Annotated in this window: 26 protein-coding genes; 11 read left to right on the plus strand and 15 right to left on the minus strand. The window is 64.5% G+C overall.

The window, feature by feature from the left end:
• Positions 1-81: 81 nt before the first annotated feature.
• From XcyCFBP4188_RS12370 to XcyCFBP4188_RS12435, 14 genes are all read right to left on the minus strand, one after another.
• Positions 82-798: a tetratricopeptide repeat protein gene (locus tag XcyCFBP4188_RS12370; protein WP_104592229.1), complete on the minus strand. Its 717-nt coding sequence runs from the start codon at positions 796-798 to the stop codon at positions 82-84.
• Positions 798-1,280 carry a cytochrome c-type biogenesis protein gene (locus XcyCFBP4188_RS12375; protein WP_043911134.1) on the minus strand — a complete coding sequence of 161 codons (483 nt, stop codon included), beginning with the start codon at positions 1,278-1,280 and terminating at the stop codon, positions 798-800. The genes XcyCFBP4188_RS12370 and XcyCFBP4188_RS12375 overlap by 1 nt, the downstream gene beginning before the upstream one ends.
• On the minus strand, positions 1,280-1,822 hold the full coding sequence (locus XcyCFBP4188_RS12380) for a DsbE family thiol:disulfide interchange protein (protein ID WP_104592230.1): 543 nt from the start codon (positions 1,820-1,822) through the stop codon (positions 1,280-1,282). The genes XcyCFBP4188_RS12375 and XcyCFBP4188_RS12380 overlap by 1 nt, the downstream gene beginning before the upstream one ends.
• Positions 1,819-3,807 carry a heme lyase CcmF/NrfE family subunit gene (locus XcyCFBP4188_RS12385; protein WP_104592231.1) on the minus strand — a complete coding sequence of 663 codons (1,989 nt, stop codon included), beginning with the start codon at positions 3,805-3,807 and terminating at the stop codon, positions 1,819-1,821. The genes XcyCFBP4188_RS12380 and XcyCFBP4188_RS12385 overlap by 4 nt, the downstream gene beginning before the upstream one ends.
• A 63-nt stretch (positions 3,808-3,870) precedes the next feature.
• Positions 3,871-4,341 (minus strand): cytochrome c maturation protein CcmE, encoded by a 471-nt coding sequence (ccmE, locus tag XcyCFBP4188_RS12390; protein ID WP_095574646.1) that lies wholly within the window; start codon positions 4,339-4,341, stop codon positions 3,871-3,873.
• Entirely contained in the window at positions 4,338-4,544 is a 207-nt protein-coding gene (ccmD, locus tag XcyCFBP4188_RS12395; RefSeq protein WP_043911132.1) for a heme exporter protein CcmD, read from the minus strand. Before ccmD ends, ccmE begins: the two co-directional genes overlap by 4 nt.
• Entirely contained in the window at positions 4,541-5,299 is a 759-nt protein-coding gene (gene ccmC / locus XcyCFBP4188_RS12400) for a heme ABC transporter permease CcmC (RefSeq protein ID WP_006452991.1), read from the minus strand. Before ccmC ends, ccmD begins: the two co-directional genes overlap by 4 nt.
• Positions 5,300-5,309: 10 nt before the next feature.
• A complete protein-coding gene (locus tag XcyCFBP4188_RS12405) occupies positions 5,310-6,638 on the minus strand; it encodes a S8 family serine peptidase (protein WP_074057680.1) in 1,329 nt (442 codons plus the stop codon).
• A complete protein-coding gene (locus XcyCFBP4188_RS12410; RefSeq protein WP_167393545.1) occupies positions 6,635-7,294 on the minus strand; it encodes a zf-HC2 domain-containing protein in 660 nt (219 codons plus the stop codon). The genes XcyCFBP4188_RS12405 and XcyCFBP4188_RS12410 overlap by 4 nt, the downstream gene beginning before the upstream one ends.
• Positions 7,291-7,872 (minus strand): sigma-70 family RNA polymerase sigma factor, encoded by a 582-nt coding sequence (locus tag XcyCFBP4188_RS12415; protein ID WP_006452988.1) that lies wholly within the window; start codon positions 7,870-7,872, stop codon positions 7,291-7,293. The genes XcyCFBP4188_RS12410 and XcyCFBP4188_RS12415 overlap by 4 nt, the downstream gene beginning before the upstream one ends.
• Before the next feature lie 63 nt (positions 7,873-7,935).
• Entirely contained in the window at positions 7,936-8,700 is a 765-nt protein-coding gene (locus XcyCFBP4188_RS12420) for a TorF family putative porin (RefSeq protein ID WP_374730449.1), read from the minus strand.
• Between the two features lie 282 nt (positions 8,701-8,982).
• A complete protein-coding gene (locus XcyCFBP4188_RS12425) occupies positions 8,983-9,372 on the minus strand; it encodes a c-type cytochrome (RefSeq protein WP_006452986.1) in 390 nt (129 codons plus the stop codon).
• Between the two features lie 25 nt (positions 9,373-9,397).
• Entirely contained in the window at positions 9,398-10,750 is a 1,353-nt protein-coding gene (locus XcyCFBP4188_RS12430) for a hypothetical protein (RefSeq protein WP_043911129.1), read from the minus strand.
• A gap of 71 nt (positions 10,751-10,821) precedes the next feature.
• Complete coding sequence (locus tag XcyCFBP4188_RS12435) at positions 10,822-11,436, minus strand: cytochrome b (RefSeq protein ID WP_006452984.1); 615 nt, start codon at positions 11,434-11,436, stop codon at positions 10,822-10,824.
• A gap of 308 nt (positions 11,437-11,744) precedes the next feature.
• Here XcyCFBP4188_RS12435 and XcyCFBP4188_RS12440 point away from each other — a divergent pair, with 308 nt between their 5' ends.
• The 11 genes from XcyCFBP4188_RS12440 (at position 11,745) to XcyCFBP4188_RS12490 (ending at position 22,870) form a co-directional block, all read left to right on the plus strand.
• The gene (locus XcyCFBP4188_RS12440) at positions 11,745-12,218 is read left to right on the plus strand and encodes a sugar 3,4-ketoisomerase (RefSeq protein WP_006452983.1); all 474 of its coding nucleotides are present in this window, start codon (positions 11,745-11,747) and stop codon (positions 12,216-12,218) included.
• Positions 12,219-13,343, plus strand: coding sequence for a DegT/DnrJ/EryC1/StrS family aminotransferase (locus XcyCFBP4188_RS12445; protein WP_074057677.1), 1,125 nt, complete (start codon positions 12,219-12,221; stop codon positions 13,341-13,343).
• On the plus strand, positions 13,340-14,593 hold the full coding sequence (locus XcyCFBP4188_RS12450; RefSeq protein WP_104592233.1) for an O-antigen translocase: 1,254 nt from the start codon (positions 13,340-13,342) through the stop codon (positions 14,591-14,593). The genes XcyCFBP4188_RS12445 and XcyCFBP4188_RS12450 overlap by 4 nt, the downstream gene beginning before the upstream one ends.
• Entirely contained in the window at positions 14,590-15,528 is a 939-nt protein-coding gene (locus tag XcyCFBP4188_RS12455; protein ID WP_104592234.1) for a glycosyltransferase family 2 protein, read from the plus strand. The genes XcyCFBP4188_RS12450 and XcyCFBP4188_RS12455 overlap by 4 nt, the downstream gene beginning before the upstream one ends.
• A 35-nt stretch (positions 15,529-15,563) precedes the next feature.
• Positions 15,564-16,670, plus strand: a complete 1,107-nt coding sequence (locus XcyCFBP4188_RS12460) for a hypothetical protein (protein ID WP_104592235.1) — start codon at positions 15,564-15,566, stop codon at positions 16,668-16,670.
• A gap of 44 nt (positions 16,671-16,714) precedes the next feature.
• The gene (locus XcyCFBP4188_RS12465; protein WP_043911137.1) at positions 16,715-17,566 is read left to right on the plus strand and encodes a Wzz/FepE/Etk N-terminal domain-containing protein; all 852 of its coding nucleotides are present in this window, start codon (positions 16,715-16,717) and stop codon (positions 17,564-17,566) included.
• A gap of 157 nt (positions 17,567-17,723) precedes the next feature.
• Entirely contained in the window at positions 17,724-18,566 is an 843-nt protein-coding gene (locus tag XcyCFBP4188_RS12470; protein ID WP_006452975.1) for a class I SAM-dependent methyltransferase, read from the plus strand.
• Positions 18,567-18,578: 12 nt separating this feature from the next.
• Positions 18,579-19,799, plus strand: coding sequence for an amidohydrolase family protein (locus XcyCFBP4188_RS12475; RefSeq protein WP_104592236.1), 1,221 nt, complete (start codon positions 18,579-18,581; stop codon positions 19,797-19,799).
• Positions 19,796-20,494: a class I SAM-dependent methyltransferase gene (locus XcyCFBP4188_RS12480; RefSeq protein ID WP_104592237.1), complete on the plus strand. Its 699-nt coding sequence runs from the start codon at positions 19,796-19,798 to the stop codon at positions 20,492-20,494. Before XcyCFBP4188_RS12475 ends, XcyCFBP4188_RS12480 begins: the two co-directional genes overlap by 4 nt.
• A gap of 136 nt (positions 20,495-20,630) precedes the next feature.
• Positions 20,631-21,761 (plus strand): glycosyltransferase family 4 protein, encoded by a 1,131-nt coding sequence (locus XcyCFBP4188_RS12485; protein WP_104592238.1) that lies wholly within the window; start codon positions 20,631-20,633, stop codon positions 21,759-21,761.
• Positions 21,758-22,870 (plus strand): glycosyltransferase family 4 protein, encoded by a 1,113-nt coding sequence (locus XcyCFBP4188_RS12490; protein ID WP_104592239.1) that lies wholly within the window; start codon positions 21,758-21,760, stop codon positions 22,868-22,870. The genes XcyCFBP4188_RS12485 and XcyCFBP4188_RS12490 overlap by 4 nt, the downstream gene beginning before the upstream one ends.
• 588 nt (positions 22,871-23,458) lie before the next feature.
• Here the strand turns inward: XcyCFBP4188_RS12490 and XcyCFBP4188_RS12495 are convergent.
• Entirely contained in the window at positions 23,459-24,673 is a 1,215-nt protein-coding gene (locus tag XcyCFBP4188_RS12495) for a nucleotidyltransferase family protein (protein WP_006453082.1), read from the minus strand.
• Positions 24,674-24,713 lie beyond the last annotated feature (40 nt).

The following is a 24,713-nucleotide window of genomic DNA, read 5'->3' on the forward strand; positions in this document are numbered from 1 at the left end:
TTCGAGAAGCTAGATGTCATGTTCCTTGGATTCCTCAGCTTCGTCCTAGTCGTTGATGGGCTTCGGATGTGTTAACAGGCCCTAGCGAGCAGCGCGTTTGGCCTGCCGCGCACTCGCCAACGATTCGGCCACGGCGATTTTTTCGGCGACCGCTTTCTGCATCGCCGAGCCGGTGTCCAGCAAGTCATGCAAATGGCGCCAGTGTTCGGTGGCGGCGCTGTAGTCCTGCTGCTGGAAGTCGCTGATGCCGAGCAACCACAGGGCGCGTTGATGATCCGGCTCGCGTGCGATGACCTGTTTCAGGCGCGTGCGCGATGCGGCGTCGATGGCGAAATCGCTGCGCGTGCCCATGTCTGCTGCGATCCAGCCGACGATGGCGGCGCTGTTGTCGGGGGCGAGCTTGAGTGCTTGCGCATAGGCATCGCGCGCGTCGGCCGAACGGTTTTCCTGCTCGTGCGCCTTGGCCTGCTGCATCCAGGCGTCCAGCGCCTGCAGTTGTGCTTCCTCAGCCGGACTGATGGCTGGTGTTTGTGCTTGCGTGCTGCCGGCAGCAGTCGCATCAGGCGTCGCCTGCACTGTCTGCTGCGCTGGCGTAGCGTATACGCGCGTTGCGATGGCGTCGGGCGCGCCGACCAGGCGATACAGGCCGGCGGTGGCGATCGGCAAGCCGAGCACCAGCACAATCGGCAGCGCATAGCGTGTGCTGCGATGGCGCGCTGGCTGGCGCAGCAGTGGCACCAGCAACAACAGCAGCGCGATCACTACCAACGCCACGCTTATGAAATAGAAACCGGTCATCACCACTCTTCCTCAGCTTGCGGCGCCACCGGTGTGCCGGCACGCGCACGTTTGCGCACGGTGTGGATCACCACGCCTGCACCGGCACCCAGCAGCAACAGCGGGCCGAACCACAGCAGCCAGGTGCCGCGTTTGACCGGCGGGTCGTACAGCACGAAATCCGAATAGCGCTCGACCATGTACTGCTTGATCTGCGCGTCGCTGTGGCCGGCCTGGATCTGCGCGAACACCTGATGGCGCAGATCGCGTGCGAGCGCGGCGTTGGAGTCGGCAAGGTTTTCGTTCTGGCACACCAGGCAGCGCAGCTGTGCGGTCAGACGCTGGTAACGCGCTTCCTCGCTGCGGTTCTTGAACGGCAGCGGGTCCACTGCCTGCGCCGCCAGCGGCGGTGCAAGCAGCACGCCAAGCAGCAACACCAGCAGCAAGCGCAGTTGCCGGCCTTGCATGCGCCAGTGCCAGCACCACCAGGGGCGAGCCGGCATCACTGCGCGCCCTTGGGCAGCGCGGCGATGGCCGGCAGCAGTGTGTCGTTAATGACATCGGGTGTGAGCACGCCGATGTGCTTGTAGCGGATCACGCCTTGCGCATCGATCAGAAACGTCTCCGGCGCACCGTAGACGCCGAAATCGATCGCGGTCTGGCCGGCTTCGTCGGCGATCACTAAGGCATACGGGTTGCCGTATTGCGCAAGCCACTCGGTGGCATCGGCGGGCGCATCTTTATAGTTGTAGCCGATCAGCGGCACGCCGAGCCGGTTGGCCTGCGCCATCAATACCGGATGTTCGTGCACGCATTCGGCGCACCAGCTGCCGAACACGTTGAGCACATACGGCTTGCCTAGCAGCTGGTCGCGGCTGAACTGTTGTTCGGGTTGATCCAGCCTTGGCAGCGAGAACGCTGGCGCTTGTTTGCCGATCAACGGAGAGGGCACATCGCGCGGGTTGTGTTGCATCGTCCAATAGATGCCGAAGCCGAACAGCGCCGCCAGCAACAGGAAACCCAGCAAGGGCAGCAGACGGTTCATGCGGGCGATTCCTGCGCAGTGACGATGGCATCGTGTGCCGGCGAGGTGGTCGCCTTGCCGGCGACGGCAGGCGCACGAAAGCGGCGCGCGCAGGCGCTGACAAAACCGCCCAGCATCATCAGCAGGCCGCCGGCCCAGATCCAGCGGATGAAGGGTTTGTAGTACAGCCGCAGCGTCCAGTCGTATTCGATGTGTTGATCGTCCAGCGGCTCGCCTAGTGCGACGTACAGATCGCGGGTGATGCTAGGGTCGATCGCCGATTCGGTCTGAATGCGCTCGCTGCTGTACAGGCGTTTTTGCGGATGCAGCAGCGCGATCACCTTGCCATCGCGGCTGACCTGCACGCTGCCCTGTTCGGCCTTCCAGTTCGGCCCATCGATCATTTGCACGCCATCAAACCGGAACGCGTAACCGGCGATCTCCGCGCTCTGGCCGGGCGACAGCCGCACATCGCGTTCGACCGACAGGCTGTCGGACACCAGCACGCCGGCAACGAATACCGCCACGCCCGCATGCGCGAGCAACATGCCGGCCATTTCAGCCGGAAAACGCCGCCCGCGCGGCATCTCGCGCCAACGCTTGTGCATGTACAGCGCGGTGCCGGCGGCCACCCACGCAGCGACGCCGATGCCGGCAATCGCCTTGATCTGCCCATCGGCAAACAGGCTGCCGACCAACGCACACGCAATCGCGGCGATGCCGGCGCGCGTGCCAAGTGCCTTCAACGGTGCTGCCTCGGCCTTGCCCCAGCGCAGATATGGGCCAAACGGTAGCAACAGCACCACCGGCAGCATCAGCAACGGGAACAACAGGCCGAAATACGGCGGGCCGACCGAGACCTTGCCCAGGCCGAAGGCATCGGCAATCAGCGGGAACAAGGTGCCCAGCAACACCATCGCGGCGGCCACGGTGAGCAGCAGATTGCCGATCAGAATGGCCGTCTCGCGCGAGGCGGCGGCAAACGGTTTACCGCTGGCGATCTTGGGTGCACGCAAGGCGTACAGCAGCAGCGAGCCGCCGACCACGGCCACCAGGAAAATGAGGATGTACAGGCCGCGGCGCGGATCGGCGGCAAACGCATGCACCGAGGTGAGCACGCCCGAGCGCACCAGGAAGGTGCCCAGCAACGACAGCGAGAACGCCAGGATCGACAGCAGAATCGTCCAAGCACGCAGGCTGCCGCGTTTTTCGGTGACCGCCTGGGTGTGGATCAGGGCAGTGCCGACCAGCCACGGCATGAAACTGGCGTTTTCCACCGGGTCCCAGAACCACCAGCCGCCCCAGCCCAGTTCCGCGTACGCCCACCAGCTGCCGGCGACGATGCCGGCGGTGAGGCAGGCCCAGGCCACGTTGGTCCACGGCCGCGCCCAGCGCACCCAGGCCTGTTCCAGTTCGCCGCCCAGCAAGGCCGCCACCGCAAACGCGAACGCCACCGAGAAGCCGACGTAACCGGTGTAAAGCACCGGCGGGTGGAAAGTCATGCCCGGGTCCTGCAGCACCGGATTGAGTTCGTTGCCATCCAACGGAATCGGCGACAGCCGCCCGAACGGATTGGAGGTCAGCAGGATGAAGGCGAGAAAACCCACCGATACCAGCCCCAGCACCGCCAGCACGCGGGCGGCGAAATGCTGCGGCAGATGCCGGCTGAAGGCGGCCAGCAACACCGTCCATGTCGCAAGGATGGCGATCCACAGCAGCAACGAGCCTTCGTGCGCGCCCCACACCGCGGCAAAGCGGTAGTACCAGGGCAGGGCGATATTGGCGTTGGCAGCGACATAGGCCACAGAAAAATCCAGCGACAGCAGCGACCAGGCGAGCAGGCCGAACGCCATCCACACGAACACTGCCTGGCCTACCGCTGCCGGCCGCGCAATGCCCATCAAGGCGGAGTTGCCACGCCAGGCACCGATCAGTGGCAAGACGCCCTGGGCAAGCGACAACAGCAGCGCCAGGATCAGTGCGATCTGGCCGAGTTCAGGCGTCATGGGCAAATCGCATTGTGCAACGAAGGAAGATCATGGAAGTGGTGGAAAACGGTGCGCGCGGCATCAACGCGGCGCCGACAGCGGCACCGCGGCAGCGGGAATCGGCTTGCCGACATGGCCTTCGGCCATTGCGTCCTTGAGTTCCTTGGGCATATAGGTTTCGTCGTGCTTGGCCAGCACTTCGTTGGCGACAAAGCGCCCGCCTTGCATGCGTCCGTTGGCGATCACCGATTGGTTGTCGCGAAACAGATCCGGAAGGATGCCGGTGTATTCGACCTGCGTTGCGGCGTGCTTGTCGATCACGGTGAAGTTGACTTTCAGGCTATCGGTTGCGCGCTGGATCGAGCCGGCCTTGACCATGCCGCCGAGGCGAAATTGCTGATAACTGGCCGCCTCGCCGGCGTGCACCTGGCTGGGCGTGAACAGATAGCTCATGTTCCGCTGCAGCGCGAGCACGATCAGCGTCACCGCCAGTGCGGCAGCGGCGATGACGCCGATCACCAGCCAAAGGCGTTGCTTGCGTGTTGCATTCATGGCGCGTCCCGCTCCAGCGTGGGAACTGGCTGATCGCGTGCACGTCGCGGTGTCTGTCGTTGCAGCTGGCCACGCAATTCGCGTGGCAGGCGGCGGCGACGTAACCACGGCGCTGCCAGATCGGCCAGCAACACCAGCACGAACAACGCGTACGCGGTCCACACGTAGTGGCCGTAACCGCCCATCGCCAGAAAGGTGTTCATGCGGTGCGCTCCGTCAACACGATGCGGCGTGCCCAGTCCTTGCCGCTTTCCAGTGCGAGCAGGTCCACACGCACGCGGCCGAACAGACTGGCAAGGTAATAAAACTTGGTGGCCAGCATCATCGTCAGCAGCGGCCACAGCATGTCGGCGCCCATCTTGGAGGGGCCGAGCAGGCGCACGGTGGAGCCTTGATGCAGCGTGTTCCACCACACCACCGAGTAATGCACGATCGGCAGATTCACCAGGCCCACCAAGGCGAGCAAGCCGGCCGCACGCATCGCCTGACGGCGATCTTCCACCGCGTGATACAGGCCGAGCACACCCAGATACAAGAACAGCAGCAGCAACTCCGAGGTGAGCCGTGCATCCCAGGTCCACCAGGTGCCCCACATCGGCTTGCCCCACAGCGAGCCGGTGCACAAGGTGATGAAGGTAAAGGCCGCGCCGATCGGCGCCGAGGCCATGGTCACCACTTCGGCCAGCTTGATCCGCCACACCAGCGCAATGAACGCGGACACGCCCATTGCCGCGTAGATGAAAAGACTCATCCAGGCGCTGGGCACGTGGATGAAGATGATGCGGTAGGCGTCGTGCTGCTGGTAATCCGGTGGCGCCAGTACCAGCCCGCCGTAAGCGGCCACCGCGCCGAGCAGCAGCGCCAGCGCCAGCGCCCACGGGCGCACGATGCCGGCGACGCGGTAGAACGTGGGCGGCGAGCTGAGTTTATGCAGCCACAAGGGAATCCACTTGGCCATGCCGGTGTCGTCAGTTGGAATGTTTGGCGTGCGAAGCCAGCGCGTCGACCGCAGCGCCGGCGTTGACCTGCAGCTGGCCGTCGGACATCTTGCTGGTGCGTTGCATCAGTTCGCGCAAGCCGGTCGCGTCCATCGACGGCGACATCGACAACAGCAACGCGGCCATGCCGCTGACATGCGCGGTGGCCATCGACGAGCCGGAGGTGAAGTCGTAGCGGCCATTGGGCTGGGTGGTGAGGATGTCCTTGCCGGGCGCGCTCAGCACACCGGGCATCGCGGCGGTGGCGCTGCTGCTGCGCACCACCAGCACGCCGGGCACATCGTTGGGAAAGCCATCCATGCGCCCGTTCGGCGGCATCGCGGCCACCACGATGCGGCCCTGTTGCACCAGATGCAGCAGCATCTTGCTCAGCAGCGGGTCGGCCGGGCCGCCCAGGCTCAGATTGATCACGCGCGCGGAGCTGTTGTTGATCGCCGCCAGCGCCTTGGCCAGGGTGAAGGTGTTGCAGCGGGCGGTGGCACCGACGGTCGGTGCATACCAGCATGCCTTGTAGATGCTCAGCATGGCCTTGGGCGCCATGCCGACAATGCCTTGATGGTTGTTGCTGCCGGCAGCAATGATGCCGGCCACTTCGGTGCCGTGCGAATCGCTGCTGGTGGCGAGCGCGGTGTCGTCGACCAGATCGTGCACGTCGCGGATGCGCGACTTCAGATCGGGGTGAGCGGTGTCCACGCCGGTGTCGACCACCGCCACCACCACGCCGCGGCCCTGGGTGATGGTCTGCGCGCTGGCCGCATCGGTGGCGATGAAGCCGCGTTGCATGTCCACGTACGGGTCGTTATAGCCGGACAGCGCCGTGGTCTTTTCCGATGCATCGGCAGAGAACACCGAGAAATCCTGCACCGGCTGCACCAGCTCCACGCCTTCGTCGTCGGCCAGCGCGCTGACCAGCTCGTCGCGCGATACGCCAGCCGGCGGCTGCAGCACGGCGCAATACAGGCCCAGCGAGGTGATCGGCCAGCCGGAGACTTCGCGCAGCTTGTAGCGCTGCTTGATGGCTTCCATGCGCACGGCGGCTTTCTGGCCGGCGCCGTAATAGCTGGAGGCGTAGCCGATCAGGCTGGAGCCGGCGCGTGCCGGCGGCGCGCTGAGCGGGTTGGCCACCGCCAGCAGGATGTCGCGGCTGCTATCGGGCGTATGCGCATCGGCCTGCGCCGGCGCGGTGCTGGTGCCGACAGCTTGCGCAGCATGCTGGGGCGTGTCCTGGGCATGCACGCAGGTGCAGGTGCCCAGGCCGATGAAGCCGGCGATCAAGCCGATAACGTAGAAGCGGCTCATGGTGCCGACACGATCTCGGCCAGGCGGATACGCGGGTTCGCACGCAGCTGCTGCACGGTGTGCTGCGGCTGGGCAGGCGGCTGCGGTGCGACAGGCACCACGGTGTAGGCGCCCATTTCATTGGGGCCGCCGACCACCTGCAACTGCTGCGCATGCAGCAGGCTGTCCCAGTCGGCCACGGTCATCCTGGCGTCGGGCACCACGCGGATGGCACCTTGCGGGACCGGCAAGGCGGTGGCGCTGCTGAGCGTGCGGTAGTCGTGCGAGGGCGCAGGCGCGGCCAGCTTGACGCCCATGACGCCAAGACCAATGGCCTGCACCAGGGCGGCGGCGGCCAGGGCGCGCACCGTCCAGTTGCCGGAGCGGCGTGCTACCGGCACCGGTGCCGCCGGCGCGGTGTGCTGTTCCGGCGCATCCAGGCGGCCGAGCAGGCGCAGCAGGCCGGCGTTGGCGTCCAGCTTGACCGCCGACGGCAGTGCAAGCGCTTGCCGCAGACGATTCTGCTGGGCGAATTCGGCGCTGCACGAGGCACATTTGGCCACGTGCGCGATCAGCCAGGTGTTCTCTTCCTCGGTGGCACTGTCCAGCAATACTGCGGGCATCAGTTCCCAGGCGTGCGAGCATTCCTTGCCAGGCGCGATGAAAAACGTCTTCATTGCATGGTCTCCGTGTAAGGGGCGCCGCCGGCCAGGCCGGGCAGCACATTGCGTAATTTGACCCGCGCATGAAACAGCCGGGCTTTGATGGTGCCGACCGGGCACTGCATGATTTCGGCGACTTCTTCGAGCTTGTGGCCAACGCCATAGACCAGTTCGATCACCATGCGCTGGTCGGGCGAGAGCCGTTGCATGCCCTTGTCGAGCCAGTCGCGCAGCTCGCGGTCGTCGTTGTCGTCGGCGCTGGGGGCGTGGTCTTCCACCACGGCGGTGTCGTCGATGGCCTCGCCGTCATGCTGGCGCAGGCATTTGAGCCCGCAGCGATAGGCGATGCCCATGATCCAGGTCGACACCTGCGAATCGCCGCGGAAGTCGCCGGCTTTCTGCCAGGCGATCCAGAAGCAGTCGTTGATGGCTTCCTCGATGATGTCCGGGCGGCGGGTCAGCCGCGACAGGAACCGGCACAGCCGGCCGTGGTAGCTGGTGTACATGGTCGCCAGGGCGGCACGATCGCCCGCAGCCATGCGCCGCAGCAGCATGCGGTCGGTGGCATCACCCAGGGTGTCGGAATCATTCATCGAGGCAGGCACGGCAGAAGACGTAGGTCAGTGCCCGCACGGGGGCAAAAGGTTGCAGCTGGATCAGAACGTGGTGGAGACCGTGCCCAGCCAGGGCGTTTCGCCCGGGCCGCCCTGCAGGCGCGGGGTATTGCTGCTGGTGACGATGCGTTCCAGTTTCAGCGTCCATCGTGCCCGGCTCCACTTCAGGCCCAATTGCCCGTACTGATAGCGGCCGGATTCGGCAGCGCCGTAGGCCATCGCCGGAAAGCGCGAAGAACCGGCACCGACCAACAGGCTGAAGTCGTTTTGCAGCGGGACATTGGCGGTGACGTCGATGGCCACATTCCACGGCGATTGGTCGGCGCGGGGGAAGTTGAACACCGACACCGAAAAGGTCAGCACGTCGCGGTAAGACCAGGCCAGGCTGGCTTCCTGGCGGTCGAAGGTGCGTGTGGCCTGATTGGTCGGGTAGCCGTAATACAGCAGGCTGGCCTGCATCTGCCAGCGGTCGTCCAGCATCCAGGCGCGTGCGGCCTGGGCGGTGACTGCCACCGGCTTGCTCAGCGAGGGCGATTGCAGCGCGACCGAGGTGGAGACCGACCAGCCGGGCGAGGGCAGCCAGTAGCCGGCCGCCTGCAGCGTGGCCTTGTTGGGCGCGATCGAGATGCCCCGGTCGATCAGCTGCGAGGTCAGCGCCACCGCGCCGCCGACATTGGCGGCCATGGCGCCGGGGCTGATGACCAGGGCCAGCAGCAGGCAGTGGCGCAGCGTGGAGTTGTGCCGGCGCATGTGCAGGCACAGGCAACGCGGGTTGGCGCTGGCCGTTGTGCAGTGCCGCTGCCGCATGTTCAGCTCTGGCCTGTCCCACGGGTGCCCGCCGCAGGCGCAATGGCGTCGCGTTCGGAAGGGGGACGACCTGGCAGGCGAGACAGGGGGCAACGGATGAGCGTCTACGGTGAGCGGGGCGCAATAGTGCCTGATTGCGTCGGGCAGACCGCTGCGGGCACTACGGTTCCGTTCATATACGCGAAGGAATCGCGTCCGGCAACACGGCCGGCGCGACGCCCGAAGCGCAGTGCGCCCCGGTTGCCGGCCGGCAGGGGTGACTGCCGGCCGGTCAAGCAACGCTCAGTGCAGCGTGTTGAGATAGGCGATCAGCGCGTCTAGCTCTTTCTGATCTTCCAGGCCTTCGTACTTCATCTTGGTCCCCGGCAGGGCCTTGGACGAGGATTGCGACAGATAGGTCTTGAGCTGGGCGGGCGTCCACTGCCACTTGCTGCCCTTGAGTGCATCGGAGTAATTGCTGTAGTCCGCCAGGCTGGCGGCCGGGCGCCCGGCCACGCCGAACATGGACGGGCCTTTCTTGTTCTTGCCCTGGGCCGCGCTGTGGCATTCGGCGCATTCGGTCATGAACACGCCTTTGCCATCGGCCGCGCGCGCGTGCGGGGCAAGCAGTGCGCCGGCCAACAACAGGCCGGCCAGCGGGGCGCACAACAAGGTTTTGTGGAGTGACTTCATGGGGGTCCTTACGCGTGCGGGGGAATCAGAACGAGACATTGACCGACAACGAGAAGGTGTCGAGATCGCGCGGATTGGTGATTGGATTGCCGCCACCGAACACGTTGGTGGTGCTGCCGTTGAACTTGTCGAAGCGGAACCAGGTGGCCGCGAAACGCACGTTGGCGTTGGTGGTGTAGGTGCCTTCCTTACCGAACGGGGTCCAGTACAGCAGGATCAGATTGGCGGTGGTGTCGGGGATGCCGTAGGGCTGATAACGCGCCACATCGAACGAGCCGCTGTTGATCAGATGCGCTGCCAGCACGCCATAGGTCTGCTTGAACGCGTAGTTCATGCTGATGTTCTGGTCGCGCACGCTGCCGCGGTCGCGCGGCGACATGCTCGGGTCGGTCGGCTGCAGCGGGCTGCCGTATTTGCGGCGCTCGTAGATGTTGACGTAGGCCAGCGACAACACGTGCTCGCGGGTGCCGAGGAACTGATAGGTCAGGTCGTAACCCAGATCGGTGAAGTCATCGGTGGGACCGCCGCTGCGCAGGCGTTGGCGACGGGTGGTCATCGCGGTCAGGCCGGCCGAGAAGAACTGCCGCTTCATGTCCTTCATATAGGCAAAGCGCGCATAGCCGGTGTCGCTGAGCTTGCCCGGGTCGTTGTTGGGGTTCCAGCCCAGGTGGTCCTGCGCATCTGCGGACAATGCGCTGTAGCTGCCGACTTCGCCGTACCAATTGCGGTCGAACAAGCCGTACACGCTGGCACCGATCACGCGGTTGGAGAGCGCCGACGAACTCAGCATGCTGGCCGAGCCGGCGTTGGACACCGGGCTCAGGGTCGATGCATTCGGCAGCACCTGGATCGGATCGGACACGCCGGGATTGTTGTTGACGCTGACGCCGACCATCGCGTCCTTGCCGGCAAGCTGAAACGGCTTGCTGACGAAGCGCAGATCCACATCGTCCAACTGGGTGTTGAAGGTGTCGTTGCCGCCGTTGTTGGAGCGGATCTTGGAGTAACCGCCGATGTGGTCGTTGACCCGGCCGGCCAGATACAGATCGGCTTGGTTGATGCGTGCGCTGCTGTCGCCGCGGGCGGGATTGCTCCGCGTCCAGGTGACCTGGCCGGAGACCGGAATCTTGGTGCCGTTGCCATCGGTATCGGTGAAGCCGCCGAGCTTGAAGCGCATGCCATACGGCGTGAGCGAGGGGCCATAGGAGCCGATATGGCAATCCGCGCATGAAGAGCCGGTCTGGCGCGCGAACGAAGGGATCGCCTGCGCCTGCGTGCTGGCCAGCAGCAATAACGGGCCGGACACGCACAACAAGGACGTCAGGGAGGCGGTGCGCGTGGCGGCAACGCGACGCGGGGCGGGCTGGGGAGTAGGCATGGAAAGTCCTTGTTCGACGGTGCGGGGTTCGGCGCTGCGGGAGCGGGGGAGGGCTGGCAACTCGGGGGAATTCATCGGGCTTTTTTCGGCAACACGCGATGCAGCACGCCATCGCGCAGCACCAGGTGATGCCAGAGCGCGGCGCCGATATGCAGGATCACCAGGGCCAGCAAGACCCAGGCGGCATTCAAGTGCCAGGTGCCCAGGGTGTCGGCCAGGTCTTCGTCCGGCGCGACCAGATTCGGCAGCGTCAATCCGAACAGGTAGACCGGTTTGGCGTAGGCGTTGCTCAACGACCAGCCGATCAGCGGCAATGCGACCATCAGGCCGTACAGCGCGAAATGGGTGGCGCCTGCAGCCAGCCGCATCAGCAGCGGCGACGGCGGGCCGGGCGGCAGCTTGCGCAGGCGGATGCGCAAGCCCACGCGCAGGACGAAGAGAAAGAGCACCATCAAACCGAAGTGGCGATGGCCTTCCATCAGCCACTGACGCAATGCGCGTCCTTCCAGCTCGGCGCGCAGCAAAATCAGTGTGGCGGCCATGGCCAGGCACAGCACCGTCAGCCAGTGCAGCACGCGCATCGATTTGGGAAGTGGAATGACCTGCGCAACCGGCGGCGCGTGTTGCGGCAGCACAGTGGCGCTGTCGGTGGCGGCGGTGTCTGGCGCCTGAGGGGATGAACGCATTTGGTCGGTGTGCTCCGGTGCTGGTCGTTGGTTCCGGCAGTGCGTCGTGCGCTGCCAGGCCTGGCTCCCCACGCCGGCCGATCTGCGGCCAGGTGAACGTGCACCGATATGTGCGGCGATGCCGGCAAAAGGTTGCATCGCCCTGCGGGCGTTGCGCGGCAATCCGTGCATATCCACGTCTGCTGCGTCTGCAACTGCGCTTGCGCGCACATGGATTCGCAGTGCCGTGACGTGGTGCAACCTTTGGCGCATCCCGGTGCACTCAGGCATGTCGCACTACGTGCAGTCAGCGGTTACGCCCCCGAATCATGGCCATCGAACGCATCCAGTTGCACACCCACGGTGACGATCGCGGTCTGCTCATCTCGTTGGAGCAGCAGCGCAACGTCCCGTTCGAGATACGTCGCGTGTATTACCTGTTCGGCACCCGCGACGGCGTGCACCGCGGCCAGCATGCGCACCGGCAGCTCAATCAACTCGCCGTTGCCCTGCATGGCTCGGTGACGATCCTGCTGGACAGAGGCGACGGCACTGACCAGGAGGAAGTAGTGCTGGACGATCCTTCGCAAGGGCTGCTGCTCGGCCGCATGGTGTGGCGCGATCTGTATCGCTTCAGCCCCGACTGCGTGTTGATGGTGCTGGCCGACCAGTTCTACGACCCGGCCGATTACATTCTGGATTACGACCAATTCGTGAGCGAAGTGCGCGGCGAACATCGCCAGCGACATAGCCACGAAAGTAATAGCCCCTTTAGTGCCGCTCTGCTTGGGGTGCAGTCGTAAATGGATGGGCTAGAGAATATTCCTTTCCTGGATTTGCGTGCAGTCAATGCGCGCTACGCGGATGAATTGAAAGTTGCTGCCGCGCGGGTGATCGATGCCGGCTGGTATGTGCTCGGGCAGGAACTGGCCGCGTTCGAAGAAGAATTCGCCAGCTACTGCGGCGCCGCGCATGCGGTGGGCGTGGGCAACGGGCTGGATGCGTTGTCGCTGATCCTGCGCGGCTATCGCGAGCTGGGGGTATTGCGCGAGGGCGACGAGATCATCGTGCCCGCCAACACCTTCATCGCGAGCTTTCTGGCGATCAGCCAGAACCAGTTGGTGCTGGTGCCTGTGGAGCCGGATCCGCTGACTTTCAACATGGACCCGGCCGGTGTGGAGAAGGCGATCGGGCCACGCACGCGCGCCATCATGGCGGTGCATCTGTATGGGCAGCTGGCCGACATGGCCGCATTGCAAACGCTTGCTCATCGCTACGGTCTGCTGCTGATCGAAGATGCCGCGCAAGCGCATGGCGCGCGGGCGGGCGGGCGGCGTGCCGGTGCCTTCGGCGATGCGGCGGCGTTCAGTTTTTTTCCGACCAAGAACCTGGGCGCACTCGGCGATGGTGGTGCGGTGGTGACCTCGGATCCGCGTCTGGCCGAGCGCATTCGCGCGCTGCGCAATTACGGCTCGGAGGTGAAATATCACCACACCTGCCAGGGCGTGAATTCGCGGCTGGATGAAATGCAGGCGGCGTTCTTGCGGGTCAAACTGGGGTATCTGGAGGATGAGATCGCGCGTCGGCGCGCGGTGGCGCAGCGCTATCTGCAAGGCATCGAGCATCCGCTGATCACGTTGCCTACGGTGGTCGCCGAGGAACAGCATGTCTGGCATCTGTTCGTGGTGCGCAGTCCGCAGCGCGATGCCTTGCAGGCGCATTTGCTGCGCCTGGGCATCCACACCCAGATCCATTACCCGGTGCCGCCGCATCGGCAGCCTGCCTACACCACGCTAGGCGATGCCTGCCTGCCGGTGAGCGAGGGCCTGCACCGTGAAGTGCTGAGTCTGCCGATGGGCCCCGCATTGGATGACGCGTCGGTGGAACGTGTGATTGCCGCATGCCAATCGTTCGGCAGCCCTGCATGAATCTCATCCGCAGCAGCGCGTACACCGGCGTTGCGACGCTGGCCAAGCTGCTGGCTGCGCTGGTGGTGGTGAAGTTGGTAGCCGTCTATGCCGGCCCGCAGGGTGTCGGCCGCTTGGGCCAGTTCCTCAATCTGATGTCGGTGCTGGCGGTGTTGGCGGGCGGCGGTATCAGCGCCGGCATCGTCAAGTACGTGGCCGAGTATCGCGACGATGCGCCGGCACTGGCACGCTTGCTAAGCGCGGCGCTCTGGTACGCCTTCTGCGCGGCTTGCGTCATGGCGGTGTTGGCGGTGTTGTTCAGTGGCGTGATTGCCGAGCGCCTGTTGGGCGATGCAGCGTATCGGCCGCTGATCTGCGTGCTGGCGATCGCGCAGCTAGGCATTGCCTTGGTCAATTACATCCTGGCGGTGATCAACGGTTTCATGGATGTTCGCCGTCTGGCATTTGTGCAGGTGAGCGGCGCGGTGTTGAGCGTTGCGCTGGTGGCGTGGCTGTCCAGCCTGGCGCAGCTGCAGGGCGCATTGCTGGCACTGGTGCTGGGCCAGGTGCTGTGGTTGTTGGCTGGCGTGCCGGCACTGCGACGCAGCCCGTATTTCCTACGCGAGATGTTGCGCCTGCGTTTCGATGCACCGATGACGCGCAAGCTGGCCGCGTTCTCGGCGATGACGCTGACCGCCACGCTGGTGCCGCAGTTGGTGGCCATTGTGGTGCGCGACCATCTGGCGTTGCAGTTCGGATGGCAGCAGGTGGGTTATTGGCAGGCCGTCAGCCGGGTGTCGGATGCCTATCTGCTGTTCTTCACCACCGCCATCAACGTGTATTACCTGCCCAAGCTGGCCTCCCTGCACGATCGTGCGGCGCTCGGACGCGAGCTGCGGGCCGCGTATCGTTATGTGATGCCGGCGGTGATCGCGATGGCGCTAGGTGTGTACATGCTCCGCGATTGGGTCACCTGGCTGCTGTTCGATGCGCGATTCGCTGCAGCAGCACCGCTTTATGGTCCGCAGTTGCTGGGCGATGTGATCAAGATCGCCGCGTTCGTGCTGTCGTACGTGATGCTGGCCAAGGCGATGACGCGGCTGTTCGTGATTTCCGAATGCGTGTTCGCCGCCAGCTACCTGGCGCTGGTGTATTTGTTCACGACGCAGTTCGGGCTGATCGGGGCGATGTATGCCTTTGTCGCCAACTACGTGGTGTATCTGCTGTTCAATATCGTGGTGGTGCGTCGCTATCTGGTGCAGACCGCATGAGCGATCAAACCCAACCGAGCGGGCGAGCGAGCTGGCCGCTGGTGTCGGTGCTGATTCCGGCCTATAACCACGCTCGTTTCGTGCAGCGTTGTCTGGATAGCGTGTTGGAAGACCCGTATCCGTGCAAGGAGATCGTCATCATCGACGACGGCTCCAGCGACGCCACGGGCGAAAAGATCGCGCAGTGGATTGCCACCCATGGCCATCGGCTGCCGGTGCAGTTCGTGCAACGCGACAACCGCGGTGTGGCGGCCACGCTCAACGAGCTAGCCCTGCGTGCGCGTGGCGACTACCTGCGCATTGTTGCAAGTGACGATTATTTGATTCCTGGGGGAATCAAAGTGCAGGTTGGCTATCTCAAGAGGAATCCATCCAAGCTGGCTGTCATTGGCGATGCATGTGTTGTGGACCGAGAAGGACGAAGATTGCACGAGAGCGCGATGCGCGACTTGCATCGTGTTAACAAGAAATTGTATCTATCAGAAAATGGCATTCGCCGTGCTGTCATTTCAAATTGGGCGGTAAGTGGTGCGGTCTTGATGCTGAGGCGGAACGCATTCGATGCAGGGATGATATGGGATGAGACGCTCCGGATTGAAGACTGGGACTTATATCTCAGGCTGGTCGCCCGTGATGCGCTGGCCTTCATGGATGTCACGGTATGTGCGTATCGCTTGCATGGGGAAAATGTCAGCAAGACACGGGAAACCAATAAAAGATTGAGTAATCTCGGCGAATTCGGAGTGGTAGCCGAGCGCAGTGCAGCTATGTTCAATGATAGTGAGTACTGGCTGCTGCGTGCGCAATCAAGTTTGATAACTGCAAAAATTGCTTTCCTGAAGAAAAAATATTTTAAAGTTTTGACCCATGTCTCGATCTACTGCGCTAGATCCATGATGGCTTTGCGTAAACCAGGCGGGGGCGTATTCCGGTGATTCCATCCGCTGGAGAGCTGCTGCGCAGGCCCCTAATGTATTTTTTTCCTTCGCTGATAATCAGTTGCTTCGTTACGATCGTCACCTATGAGCTACCGCCGGGCTATATGCAGGGCATCGTATGGTTGGTCACGGCGGCATGGGCTGTGCTGATTATTGACTTGCTGATTGGATTCAAGCTTCCCGCGCTGGAGCGCTTTCGCAACTATCGCTACGCCGGCACGCGCGATGCCTTCGTGGTGATGACGCTGGCGGCAATGGTGACGGTGTTCTGCATCGTGGATGTGGCGCTGTTTCCGATTCCTCTGTTCAGCGATCCGTCCTCTTACGCCACCTTGAGCCCATTGCGCTCGCATGTGCGGCACATCTCCAACATGTGTTGGATCTTGCCGCCGATCGCGCTGCTGTGCGTGCGCCACCGCGGGCTGCGTGCGGCGATGGTGACGCTGGGGTTCGTATTCCCGATTGTGGTGATCGACCGCAACCGCATCTTTGCCGGACTGTTTTCGTTCGTGCTGGTGATGCTGTTGCGCCGCGATCCTGCGCGCCGCCTGCCGTGGAAGACCATTGGCCTGCTCGTGCTGGCTGGGGGCGGGGTGTTTTCGATCCTGGGCGCACTGCGTTCCGGCTCGTTGGCCACGGTTGCCTTGCCGTTCAGTGCGTTGTATCGCGCGATGCCGCAGGGCGTGCAGTGGCTGCTGCTGTACATCAGCGCCGGGCCGTACAACTTCGGCGCGATTCTGGCCAAGGGCTACGTCAACGCCAGTTTTCTGGTCAATCAACTGGTGCCGTTCAGTGGTTCGATCGCCACCGCCGGTACCAGCATTCCGCTGGATGCGCCCAATATCAATGTGGGCACGGAATTCTTCCCGTTCCTGATGGCCTGGGGCGCGCCGGGCGCCGTGATTGCACTGCTGGCGTTGTATGCGGGCCTGGTGTGGAGCGTGCGCCTGCTCAGCAGCTCGCTGTCGATCTTTCATGTGCTGATCTTCCTGCGCCTCGCCTATGCCTGCCTGATGTCGCCGTTCGCGCCGCAGGCATTCACCTGGACCAACTTCGGCTTCATCGCGCTGTGCCTGGTGTTGCATGCCTGCACCGTGTTGCTGCCCAGCCGTCATGCGGCATCTACCGCTGCCGCGTAGTGCGCGGCAGCTTCGTTTTCACCACGTTCCAGAGCCGGTGCACCATGAATCAACACGACGATATCTATCTGATCGACCTGTGGCGCATCCTGCGCCGCGAATGGCGCTGGGCGCTGGCCGCGCTGGTGGTGGTGCTTGGCCTGACGTTCGCCTTTACCCGGCTGGCCAAACCGCAGTGGGAGGCCACCGCCTGGATCCAGGTCGGCGAAATCGGCCCCACACCGGCTGGGCGCGACCCCAAGGTCGAGCCGTTCCAACGCGTGATCGATCGCATGAAGACGCGGCTGTTTCAGGATGCGGTGCTGCGCAAGGCTGGCCTGCCGCTCAACAGCCGCGCTGCGCAGTTGTATCGCGGCAGTCTCAAGCCCGATCCGGACCCGTACGCGAATCTGATCGGCGTGACCATTCGTGCCGAATCGTCCGCGCAGGCACGCCGCCTTGCGATGGCCACCGTGACCGAGCTGCAGACGCTGCACGGCCAGACCAATGCGGTGGCGCTTGGGCTCGCACGCACGCGCCTGCAAGGGTTGAATGAAGACCTGCGCGCGGCGCTCGTCAACCGGGCGCAACTGCAACAGCAAGTGCAGGCCGGGCAGGGCGGTGCTGCGGCCACACCGGCGCAGGTGGTTGCCGGTGTATTGCTGACCGACAGCAACACCACGATCCGCGCGTTGAAAGCCGAGCGCGACGATCTCATCGCCCGCCTTACCACCCGCTACACGTATCAGACCTCGTTGGCGTGGCCGCTGTATGTGCCAGATCGCCAGGCATTTCCGAATGCGATCACCGCCTGGGCCGCCGGTTTGCTCGCTGGCGCCGGGCTAGGCGTGCTGGCGGCGGTGTTTCGCAATGCCTGGCGGCGTCGCAGGGTTGCGGCCGGGCATTCCGTCGCCTGATGTAAACGGCAACGCGTTGCAGGTGGGACATCGCTCACCAAGCTGCAACCAAAGCCGCTGCGCGTGGCACTCACGGGTCAATCAAGCGATGCCGCGGTGGCGGTGTCGCGTCTGGAGAGTGTCGTGAGAACAACTGGTCTGGTGTGGGAGGCTGCGCATGTCGGTGGTCAATGAGCATGCGGCGCGTGGCGGCACGGTGGCCCCGGAGCGCTTGCTTGAAACGCAACGCGCGTTCGATAGCGTGGCCCCCGACTACGACGGCCCGCGCGGCAACAATGCGCTGATCCAGCGCATGCGCACCACGTTGTGGGACACGGTTGCGGCCGAGCTGCCGGTGGGGTCGCGGCTGGTGGATCTGGGCTGCGGCACCGGTCTGGATGCCGGCGAGTTCGCACGCCGCGGTTACAGTGTGCTGGCTACCGACTGGTCGCCGGCGATGGTCGAACGCACCCGTCATCGCGCTGCCACGCAAGGTCTTGAAGCACGGTTGACCGCCGCCCACGTCGGTATCCAGCAGCTCGATCAGCTGGATGGCACCTTCGATGGCATGTACTCCAACTTCGGCCCGCTCAATTGCGCTCCCGACCTGCCGGCAGTGGCTGCCGAGTGCGCACGTCTGCTGCGCGCCGATGGCTGCCTGGTGTTTTCGGTGATCGGGCGCATCTGCCCGTGGGAAATCGGCCATTACACGCTGCGCGGGCGCTTCAAGCGCGCAGCGGTGCGGGCTGCGCGCGGGGTCACTGCGGTGGGCATGAATGGCCACACCATCTGGACCTGGTACCACCTGCCGCGCGAGTTCTACCGCGCCTTCAACAAGCACTTCGTGCTGGACAGCTATCGCGCCTTGAGCCTGTTCCTGCCGCCGCCGTACCTGGTGGATTTTTGCGAACGGCATCCGCGTCTGTCTGAGCGCCTGGGCCGGTGCGACGACCGTTTGGGCGGGCTGCCGCTGCTGCGCGACATGGGCGACCACTTCCTGATCGTGATGCGCAAGCGCTGAGTGGAGACGCCGATGTCCATGGCCGATGTCTGTCTGCAGGGTGCACGCGCGATCACCCTGGCCGGTCCTTCGCGCGCTGCAGTGACGATGCGCGCGGGCCGCTTCGGCGGCACGCTCGGCACCGGCAGCCTGCGGCTGGATTTGCAGGGCCACGTGCTGGCGCCGGGCTTGATCAACGCGCACGATCATCTGCAGGTCAATTGTGTGCCGCCACTGCCGCAAGGCGCACCGTTCGCCAACAGCTACGCATGGATCGAGGCGTTTCAGGCACATTTTCAGCATCCCGATGTGGCGGCTGCGTTGCGCGTGCCCAAGGCGGTGCGCTTGCGCCACGGCGGTTTGAAGAATCTGCTGGCCGGCGTCACCTGCGTGGCGCAGCACGACCCTTGGCACGCCACCTTGGACGAGGCGAACTTTCCGGTCGGCCTGCTGCGCGAGTTCGGTTGGAGCTATGCGCTGGGCTGGACCGGCTATGGCCCGCCGGTGCAAGGCAGCTTTGCCGCCACGTCGCCCGAACATCCGTGGATGATCCACCTGGCCGAAGGCACCGACGCAGTGGCGGGTGCCGAACTCGAGGAGCTGGATCGGCTCGGCTGCCTGGCCTCCAATAGCGTGCTGATCCACGGCGTGGGCATGGGCGAATGCGATATCGACCGGGTGATCGCACGCGGCGCGGCGGTGGTGTGGTGTCCTTCGAGCAATCTCGCGCTGCTGGGCCGCACGCTCGATCCATGGCGCTTGTGCATGGCCGGGCGGCTGGCATTGGGCAACGATTCGCGCATCAGCGGTGCGCGCGATCTGCTGGAAGAACTGCGCATCGCCACCGACAGCGGGCTCGCACCGGATCTATTGCTCGGCATGGTCAGCCAGCAATCTGCGCGCATCCTGCGCATGCAAGCGCGCGGGTGCATCGCGCCAGGCGCTGCTGCAGATCTGCTGATCGTGCGCGATCGCGGTGGCGATCCTGCCACCAGCGTCATCGGCTGCCAACGGAGTGAACTGCGCGCAGTGATACGCGATGGCGCCCCGCGCATCGCCGACCCGGATTTCGCCAACTGGTTCGAGGCCGCCGGTATCCAGACCGTGCCGGTGTTGCTGGACGGTCGCCCCAAACTGCTCGATGCCAGGCTGGCCGACCCGGCAGTGCTGGCACTCGAACCCGGCCTGGAGTGCGTGCCGCACGCAGCGCAGGCGCCATCCGTCGCGATGGCAGCAAATGGTGCTGTGTCATGAGTGCTGTGCCGACACTTGAGCCGGCAGCGGCGTATGCGTTGTGGGCGCAGGCGTATCCGCCGCACGCGCATAACCCGGTGATGCTGGCCGAAGAACGCGCCATGCTTGCGCTGATGCCCGGTGCCTTGCAGGGCCAACATGTGCTGGATGCCGGCTGCGGCAGTGGTCGCTACATGCTGCATGCATTAAGGCGTGGCGCGCTGCATGTCACCGGTGTGGATCTGTCGCCGCAAATGCTGCAACGCGCCGGCACCGAGCTCGCCCGCGACTGGCCAGCGGCACGCGTGACTCTGCAACAAGGCAGTCTCGATAAATTGCCGTTGCCCGACGCAATTGCCGACCTCAGCGTCTGCGGTCTGGTGGTCGGGCATCTGCAGCAGCTGTGGCCTGCGCTGGAAGAACTGCATCGCGTCACCCGCGTTGGCGGGATCGTGCTGTGCAGCGATGTGCATCCGATCGGCCATGCACTTGGCTGGCGACGCGATTTCAAGGCCGACGGCCGCCAGTACGCAGTGCGGCACACGCAACATCTCTACAGTCATTGGCATACGGCATGCGCATCGCTGGGCCTGGCGATCGAAGCGGTGGCCGAACCGATGCTGGACCCGGCCGATATTCCGCCCGGTGCACGTTTCGACCAGGCGGCATTGCAGGTGCCGGTTGCCTTGGTGATGCGTCTGCGGCGCATCGCGTGAGTGATGTGGTGTTCATTGCGATTCCCGATGGCAGCGCATGCACGGCCTGCAAGCGCTACGACCCGAGCCGCTTGCGTTGCGCGCAAGAGCGCGTCATTGGCGTTGCAGAACGTGCATGCCAGTCGATGTCTGTGCCATGACCCTGCATGTGGCGCAACTCAATCTGCTGCCAACGCCCCACGGCCTGAGCGTCGAACAGGTCTTCGCGCAATGGCCATCGCTGGCCGACATCGCCGAGGCGGTGGCTAGCGCAGGGGTGCGGGTGACGGTGATCCAGGCCTCGGCACTGAACACTCGACTCACACGCCGGGGTGTGGACTACCGCTTCGTCGAGCTGGACGCGCGTGGTAGCAAACGGCGTGCGCACGTTCTCGCCGCGATGCTGCGCCAGATCGACGCAGACGTGATCCACGTGCACGGGCTGGAATTTGCCGGCGATGCGCGGCGGCTTGGGCGCCTGTTGCCGCAGAGTCCCATCCTGTTGCAGGACCATGCCAATCGCCCGCCACGCTGGTGGCGACGGATTGTGTGGCGTGCGCGTTATGCGGCGGCTGCCGGTATTGCGTTCACCTCGCTGGAACTGGCACAACCATTTCTGCGTGCGCGCTTGTTTCGATCCAGCACGCAGCTATTCGAGATTCCCGAATCGAGCAGCCGCTTCTTGCCGGGCGATCGCCTGCAGGCACGCGAGCACACGCGTCTGCATGGCGACCCATGCGTGTTGTGGGTCGGCCATCTGAGCACAGCCAAGGATCCGCTGTGCGTGCTCGATGCCATCGCCATGGCCGCACGCGTGTTGCCCGGGCTGCGGCTATGGTGCGTGTTCGACCAGGCGCCGTTGCTGGAGCAGATACAGCAGCGCCTGCGCGACGATCCGCAGCTGGCGCGCTGTGTGCAGCTACTGGGCAAGGTGCCGCATGCACGCGTGGAGACCCTGTTGCGCGCCTGCGATCTGTTCGTCTCGGCCAGCCATGCGGAAAGTTGCGGTTATGCCGCAGTGGAAGCGTATGCCTGCGGCAGCTTGCCGCTATTGACCGATATCCCTGCTTTCCGCGCGCTCAGCGAGGCCGGTGCGGTGGGCGAGTTGTATCCCGTGGGCGATGCCTCGGCCTTGGCGGAACTGCTATTGCGTGTCTCCAGGCAGCGACCCAAGCGCACACAGATACGTGCGCATTTCGATGCACGGCTCTCCTTCGCCGCCGTGGGGCAGCGCTGGGTCAACGCCTACACCCAATTACTCGCCGCCGCACCGGGACGCACAGCATGAAACTGGCCTTGGTGGTACCGGGCGGTGTGGACCGCAGCGGCGAAGTCCGCGTGATTCCGGTGTTCCTGACCCTGATCGAATGGCTGGCGCGCCATCATCAGGTGCATGTCTTCGTGCTGCATCAGGAGCCGATGCCGGGCACCTGGACATTGCGCGGCGCCACCGTGCACAACATCGGCGCGCAGCGTACCCGTCTACGCGCGATCGCCGCTATTCGTGACGAACATCGGCGCGCACCGTTCGATGTCATCCAGGCGATCTTTTCCGGCTACTGCAGCTTGATCGCGGTTGCGGCGGCAAAACTGCTGCGTCGCCCAAGCATGGTGCATATCGCCGGTGGCGAGCTGGTCGCACTGCATGCCATCGGCTACGGCGGCCGGCGTAAGTGGCGCGGGCGTCTGCGCGAAGCGGTGATCCTGCGCCTGGCCGACTGCGTCACTGCCGCCAGCGCGCCCATCGTCGATTCGCTGCAAGCACTCGGTATCCGCGCGCAGCGGGTGCCCTTGGGCGTGGATCTGCGTGCCTGGCCAGCGGCCGCACCACGCGCGCGCACTGGCGCAATTGCACGTTTGCTGCACGTGGCCAGCCTCAACCCGGTCAAGGACCAGGCCACGTTGTTGCAGGCCATGGCGGCGCTCAAACGCGCCGATGTCGCCTTTACCCTCGACATGGTCGGCGTCGATACCCTGGACGGCGCCATGCATCGCCTGGTGCAGCAGCTGGGCCTGAGCGAGCAGGTGCGTTTCTTGGGTTTCAAGACCCAGCGCGAGTTGCGCCCGATCATGCAATCGGCCGATCTGCTGGTGCTGTCGTCGTTGCACGAGGCCGGGCCGTTGGTGCTGCTGGAAGCTGCAGTGGCAGGTGTTCCCACAGTGGGGACGGCCGTCGGGCATCTGGTCGAGTGGGCACCGGTCTGCGCACTGGCAGTGCCGCCGGGCGATTGGGCGGGGCTGGCAGAAGCCGTCCGTCAGGTGGTGGCCGACGACGAACTGCGCTTGCGTCTGGCCTGGGCGGCGCAGTGCCGTGCGGTACGCGAAGACGCGGCATCGACCACACGCCTGTTCGAAAAGCTCTACCGCCAACTATGCGAGAAGTGCCCGCTGCACTGAATACCTGGGCGCGGAGTAGGCAATAGACTGCGGGCTTGCACAAACCGCTTTCAGATCAGCCAGCAAAACGCAAAGAACTGTCGCCTGGCGGTGAGCGCATGGGTTTTGTTGGCTTTCTCTTGTTGGATGGAGTCAGAAGCTTTAGGTCCAAAGCTTAGTGGGTCGAGGGCGCTGTGGCCTCACCGCACCAGAATCGAGTCACAAGCCTAGTCGGTCGAGGGCGCGATGCCCTCACCGCTCGCGGGACACGCCGCAAGTACGTCCATGTAGGCTCGGTGGCGGCATCCATGCCGCCACACGGTCCCGCAATCGGTGAGGGCACCGCACCAGACAGTTTGCCGATCGCTTTGAGAAGAGCTAAGCATATCGACCATCTCGACTGGTCCTTGCCCGCTCACCGTCGCGGGACCTTACGCGGCATGGATGCCGCGTAAGAGCCTACATGGACGTACTTGCGGCGTGTCCCGCGATGGTGGGCGGGCAAGGGCCCTGCAACCAGGCCACAGATCAACGGCTCCGCAGCCAAACCGCCAATCAGCCGCCCTGCAGCAAACCTGCGTAAAGTGGTTTTGTCAGTCGCTCCTAGCCTCACACCGGCCGCAAATACCCATCCAAAGCCGCACGCACCACATACAACATGTCAGTGCGCGGTACTGGTCGCGTAAGCCGCGTCATCAATCGGCGTGCCTGGGTCTGCCGTACCCATGGTTGCCCTTGAAGCCACAGCTGTGTCTGCAACATGTCCGCGCGTTCCTTGCGGCTTTCGGCCGACGGCGCAACGCGGTTGTGCAGATACTGCCGCGCTTCGCTCAGCGACCGCGACCATTCGATGCCGGGCAGTGCGGGCAACCACAGGTTGGAGCACGAGGCCGTGGTCAAGGTCTGGCGGGCCGCACGCATGCGCAACAACCGCGGGCAATCGGCCTGCAGGCGCGCCATCACCGCCGCCGGCACCACGCTGCGGTAGTAGCGTTGCAGCAGCAGCAGCGGCGGCAATGCCCACCACGGCGACACGCTCGCCTCTTCCCACAATTGGTCCCAATCGCGCTGCCCCATGCGGGTGGCCAGCAACGCAAGATCGTGCAGATGCATCAGCCGGATGCTGCGATGGCAGATGCCACCGGCCGCATGCAGCAGCAGATGGCACATCAATGCGCCGATGGACGGATAGGGATTCAAGCCCGGCTGCGGGCGCTCCGGCAGGATGTGTGATGTGATGTCCACGCTGTGCACCGGCAAGCGTTCCTGGATGCGCGTATGCAGCTCGATATTGATCGGCGCATCGCGATGCTCGCCCAGTCCCGCGACCGCTTCGCCTTGGATCGGCTTGAAGACCTGATGCTTCCATTGTTCGAACGAGGCCACGTAACCGAGTTCGCACAACAGTGCTGCTGCAGCTGGTGCGTTTTCCGGTTCCACCAGTAGATCGATATCGGCCATCGGGCGATCGCCCGGCAGGTACACGCCAAGCCGATGCAGTGCGGTTCCCTTCAGACCGACCAACGCGATGCCTGCAGCACGCGCCGCAGCATCGATGTGCGTCAGCAATAGGGCGATGCGCCGATGCCGATCTTCAACATGGCAGCGTTGCTCGCTCAGAAACGTCGTCCATTCGGCGTTCTGCCATAGCGAGCGACGCTGCAGCAGCGGTGATACGCCATGCGCTGCCGCCGCTGCGGCTGCCAGCTGCCATTGCAACCGATCCCATTGTGGCGCCACTTCGCCTGGCTGCGCCAACTCCTGCGCCAGCCGTTCGGTGGCCGTGCGCAGGCCGTGCTTGATGGTGCGAAGGGAAGGCTGCATGCGAAGGTGATCCGATAAGGCGAGGTGATGTGCGAGAAGA

This window comes from Xanthomonas hortorum pv. cynarae, from assembly GCF_002939985.1.
GTDB classification, from domain to species: Bacteria; Pseudomonadota; Gammaproteobacteria; order Xanthomonadales; family Xanthomonadaceae; genus Xanthomonas; species Xanthomonas hortorum_D.

Excerpts from the sequence above, each read along its gene's own strand:
- XcyCFBP4188_RS12435 (WP_006452984.1), bottom strand. The coding sequence starts at position 11,436 with ATGCGTTCATCCCCTCAGGCGCCAGACACCGCCGCCACCGACAGCGCC.
- XcyCFBP4188_RS12490 (WP_104592239.1), top strand. The coding sequence starts at position 21,758 with ATGAAACTGGCCTTGGTGGTACCGGGCGGTGTGGACCGCAGCGGCGAA.
- ccmD (WP_043911132.1), bottom strand. The coding sequence starts at position 4,544 with ATGAACACCTTTCTGGCGATGGGCGGTTACGGCCACTACGTGTGGACC.
- XcyCFBP4188_RS12455 (WP_104592234.1), top strand. The coding sequence starts at position 14,590 with ATGAGCGATCAAACCCAACCGAGCGGGCGAGCGAGCTGGCCGCTGGTG.
- XcyCFBP4188_RS12420 (WP_374730449.1), bottom strand. The coding sequence starts at position 8,700 with ATGCGGCAGCGGCACTGCACAACGGCCAGCGCCAACCCGCGTTGCCTG.
- ccmC (WP_006452991.1), bottom strand. The coding sequence starts at position 5,299 with ATGGCCAAGTGGATTCCCTTGTGGCTGCATAAACTCAGCTCGCCGCCC.
- ccmE (WP_095574646.1), bottom strand. The coding sequence starts at position 4,341 with ATGAATGCAACACGCAAGCAACGCCTTTGGCTGGTGATCGGCGTCATC.
- XcyCFBP4188_RS12380 (WP_104592230.1), bottom strand. The coding sequence starts at position 1,822 with ATGAACCGTCTGCTGCCCTTGCTGGGTTTCCTGTTGCTGGCGGCGCTG.
- XcyCFBP4188_RS12410 (WP_167393545.1), bottom strand. The coding sequence starts at position 7,294 with ATGAAGACGTTTTTCATCGCGCCTGGCAAGGAATGCTCGCACGCCTGG.
- XcyCFBP4188_RS12405 (WP_074057680.1), bottom strand. The coding sequence starts at position 6,638 with ATGAGCCGCTTCTACGTTATCGGCTTGATCGCCGGCTTCATCGGCCTG.
- XcyCFBP4188_RS12415 (WP_006452988.1), bottom strand. The coding sequence starts at position 7,872 with ATGAATGATTCCGACACCCTGGGTGATGCCACCGACCGCATGCTGCTG.
- XcyCFBP4188_RS12485 (WP_104592238.1), top strand. The coding sequence starts at position 20,631 with ATGACCCTGCATGTGGCGCAACTCAATCTGCTGCCAACGCCCCACGGC.
- XcyCFBP4188_RS12465 (WP_043911137.1), top strand. The coding sequence starts at position 16,715 with ATGAATCAACACGACGATATCTATCTGATCGACCTGTGGCGCATCCTG.
- XcyCFBP4188_RS12495 (WP_006453082.1), bottom strand. The coding sequence starts at position 24,673 with ATGCAGCCTTCCCTTCGCACCATCAAGCACGGCCTGCGCACGGCCACC.
- XcyCFBP4188_RS12445 (WP_074057677.1), top strand. The coding sequence starts at position 12,219 with ATGGATGGGCTAGAGAATATTCCTTTCCTGGATTTGCGTGCAGTCAAT.
- XcyCFBP4188_RS12425 (WP_006452986.1), bottom strand. The coding sequence starts at position 9,372 with ATGAAGTCACTCCACAAAACCTTGTTGTGCGCCCCGCTGGCCGGCCTG.
- XcyCFBP4188_RS12440 (WP_006452983.1), top strand. The coding sequence starts at position 11,745 with ATGGCCATCGAACGCATCCAGTTGCACACCCACGGTGACGATCGCGGT.
- XcyCFBP4188_RS12475 (WP_104592236.1), top strand. The coding sequence starts at position 18,579 with ATGTCCATGGCCGATGTCTGTCTGCAGGGTGCACGCGCGATCACCCTG.
- XcyCFBP4188_RS12430 (WP_043911129.1), bottom strand. The coding sequence starts at position 10,750 with ATGCCTACTCCCCAGCCCGCCCCGCGTCGCGTTGCCGCCACGCGCACC.
- XcyCFBP4188_RS12375 (WP_043911134.1), bottom strand. The coding sequence starts at position 1,280 with ATGCCGGCTCGCCCCTGGTGGTGCTGGCACTGGCGCATGCAAGGCCGG.
- XcyCFBP4188_RS12460 (WP_104592235.1), top strand. The coding sequence starts at position 15,564 with ATGTATTTTTTTCCTTCGCTGATAATCAGTTGCTTCGTTACGATCGTC.
- XcyCFBP4188_RS12480 (WP_104592237.1), top strand. The coding sequence starts at position 19,796 with ATGAGTGCTGTGCCGACACTTGAGCCGGCAGCGGCGTATGCGTTGTGG.
- XcyCFBP4188_RS12470 (WP_006452975.1), top strand. The coding sequence starts at position 17,724 with ATGTCGGTGGTCAATGAGCATGCGGCGCGTGGCGGCACGGTGGCCCCG.
- XcyCFBP4188_RS12385 (WP_104592231.1), bottom strand. The coding sequence starts at position 3,807 with ATGACGCCTGAACTCGGCCAGATCGCACTGATCCTGGCGCTGCTGTTG.
- XcyCFBP4188_RS12450 (WP_104592233.1), top strand. The coding sequence starts at position 13,340 with ATGAATCTCATCCGCAGCAGCGCGTACACCGGCGTTGCGACGCTGGCC.
- XcyCFBP4188_RS12370 (WP_104592229.1), bottom strand. The coding sequence starts at position 798 with ATGACCGGTTTCTATTTCATAAGCGTGGCGTTGGTAGTGATCGCGCTG.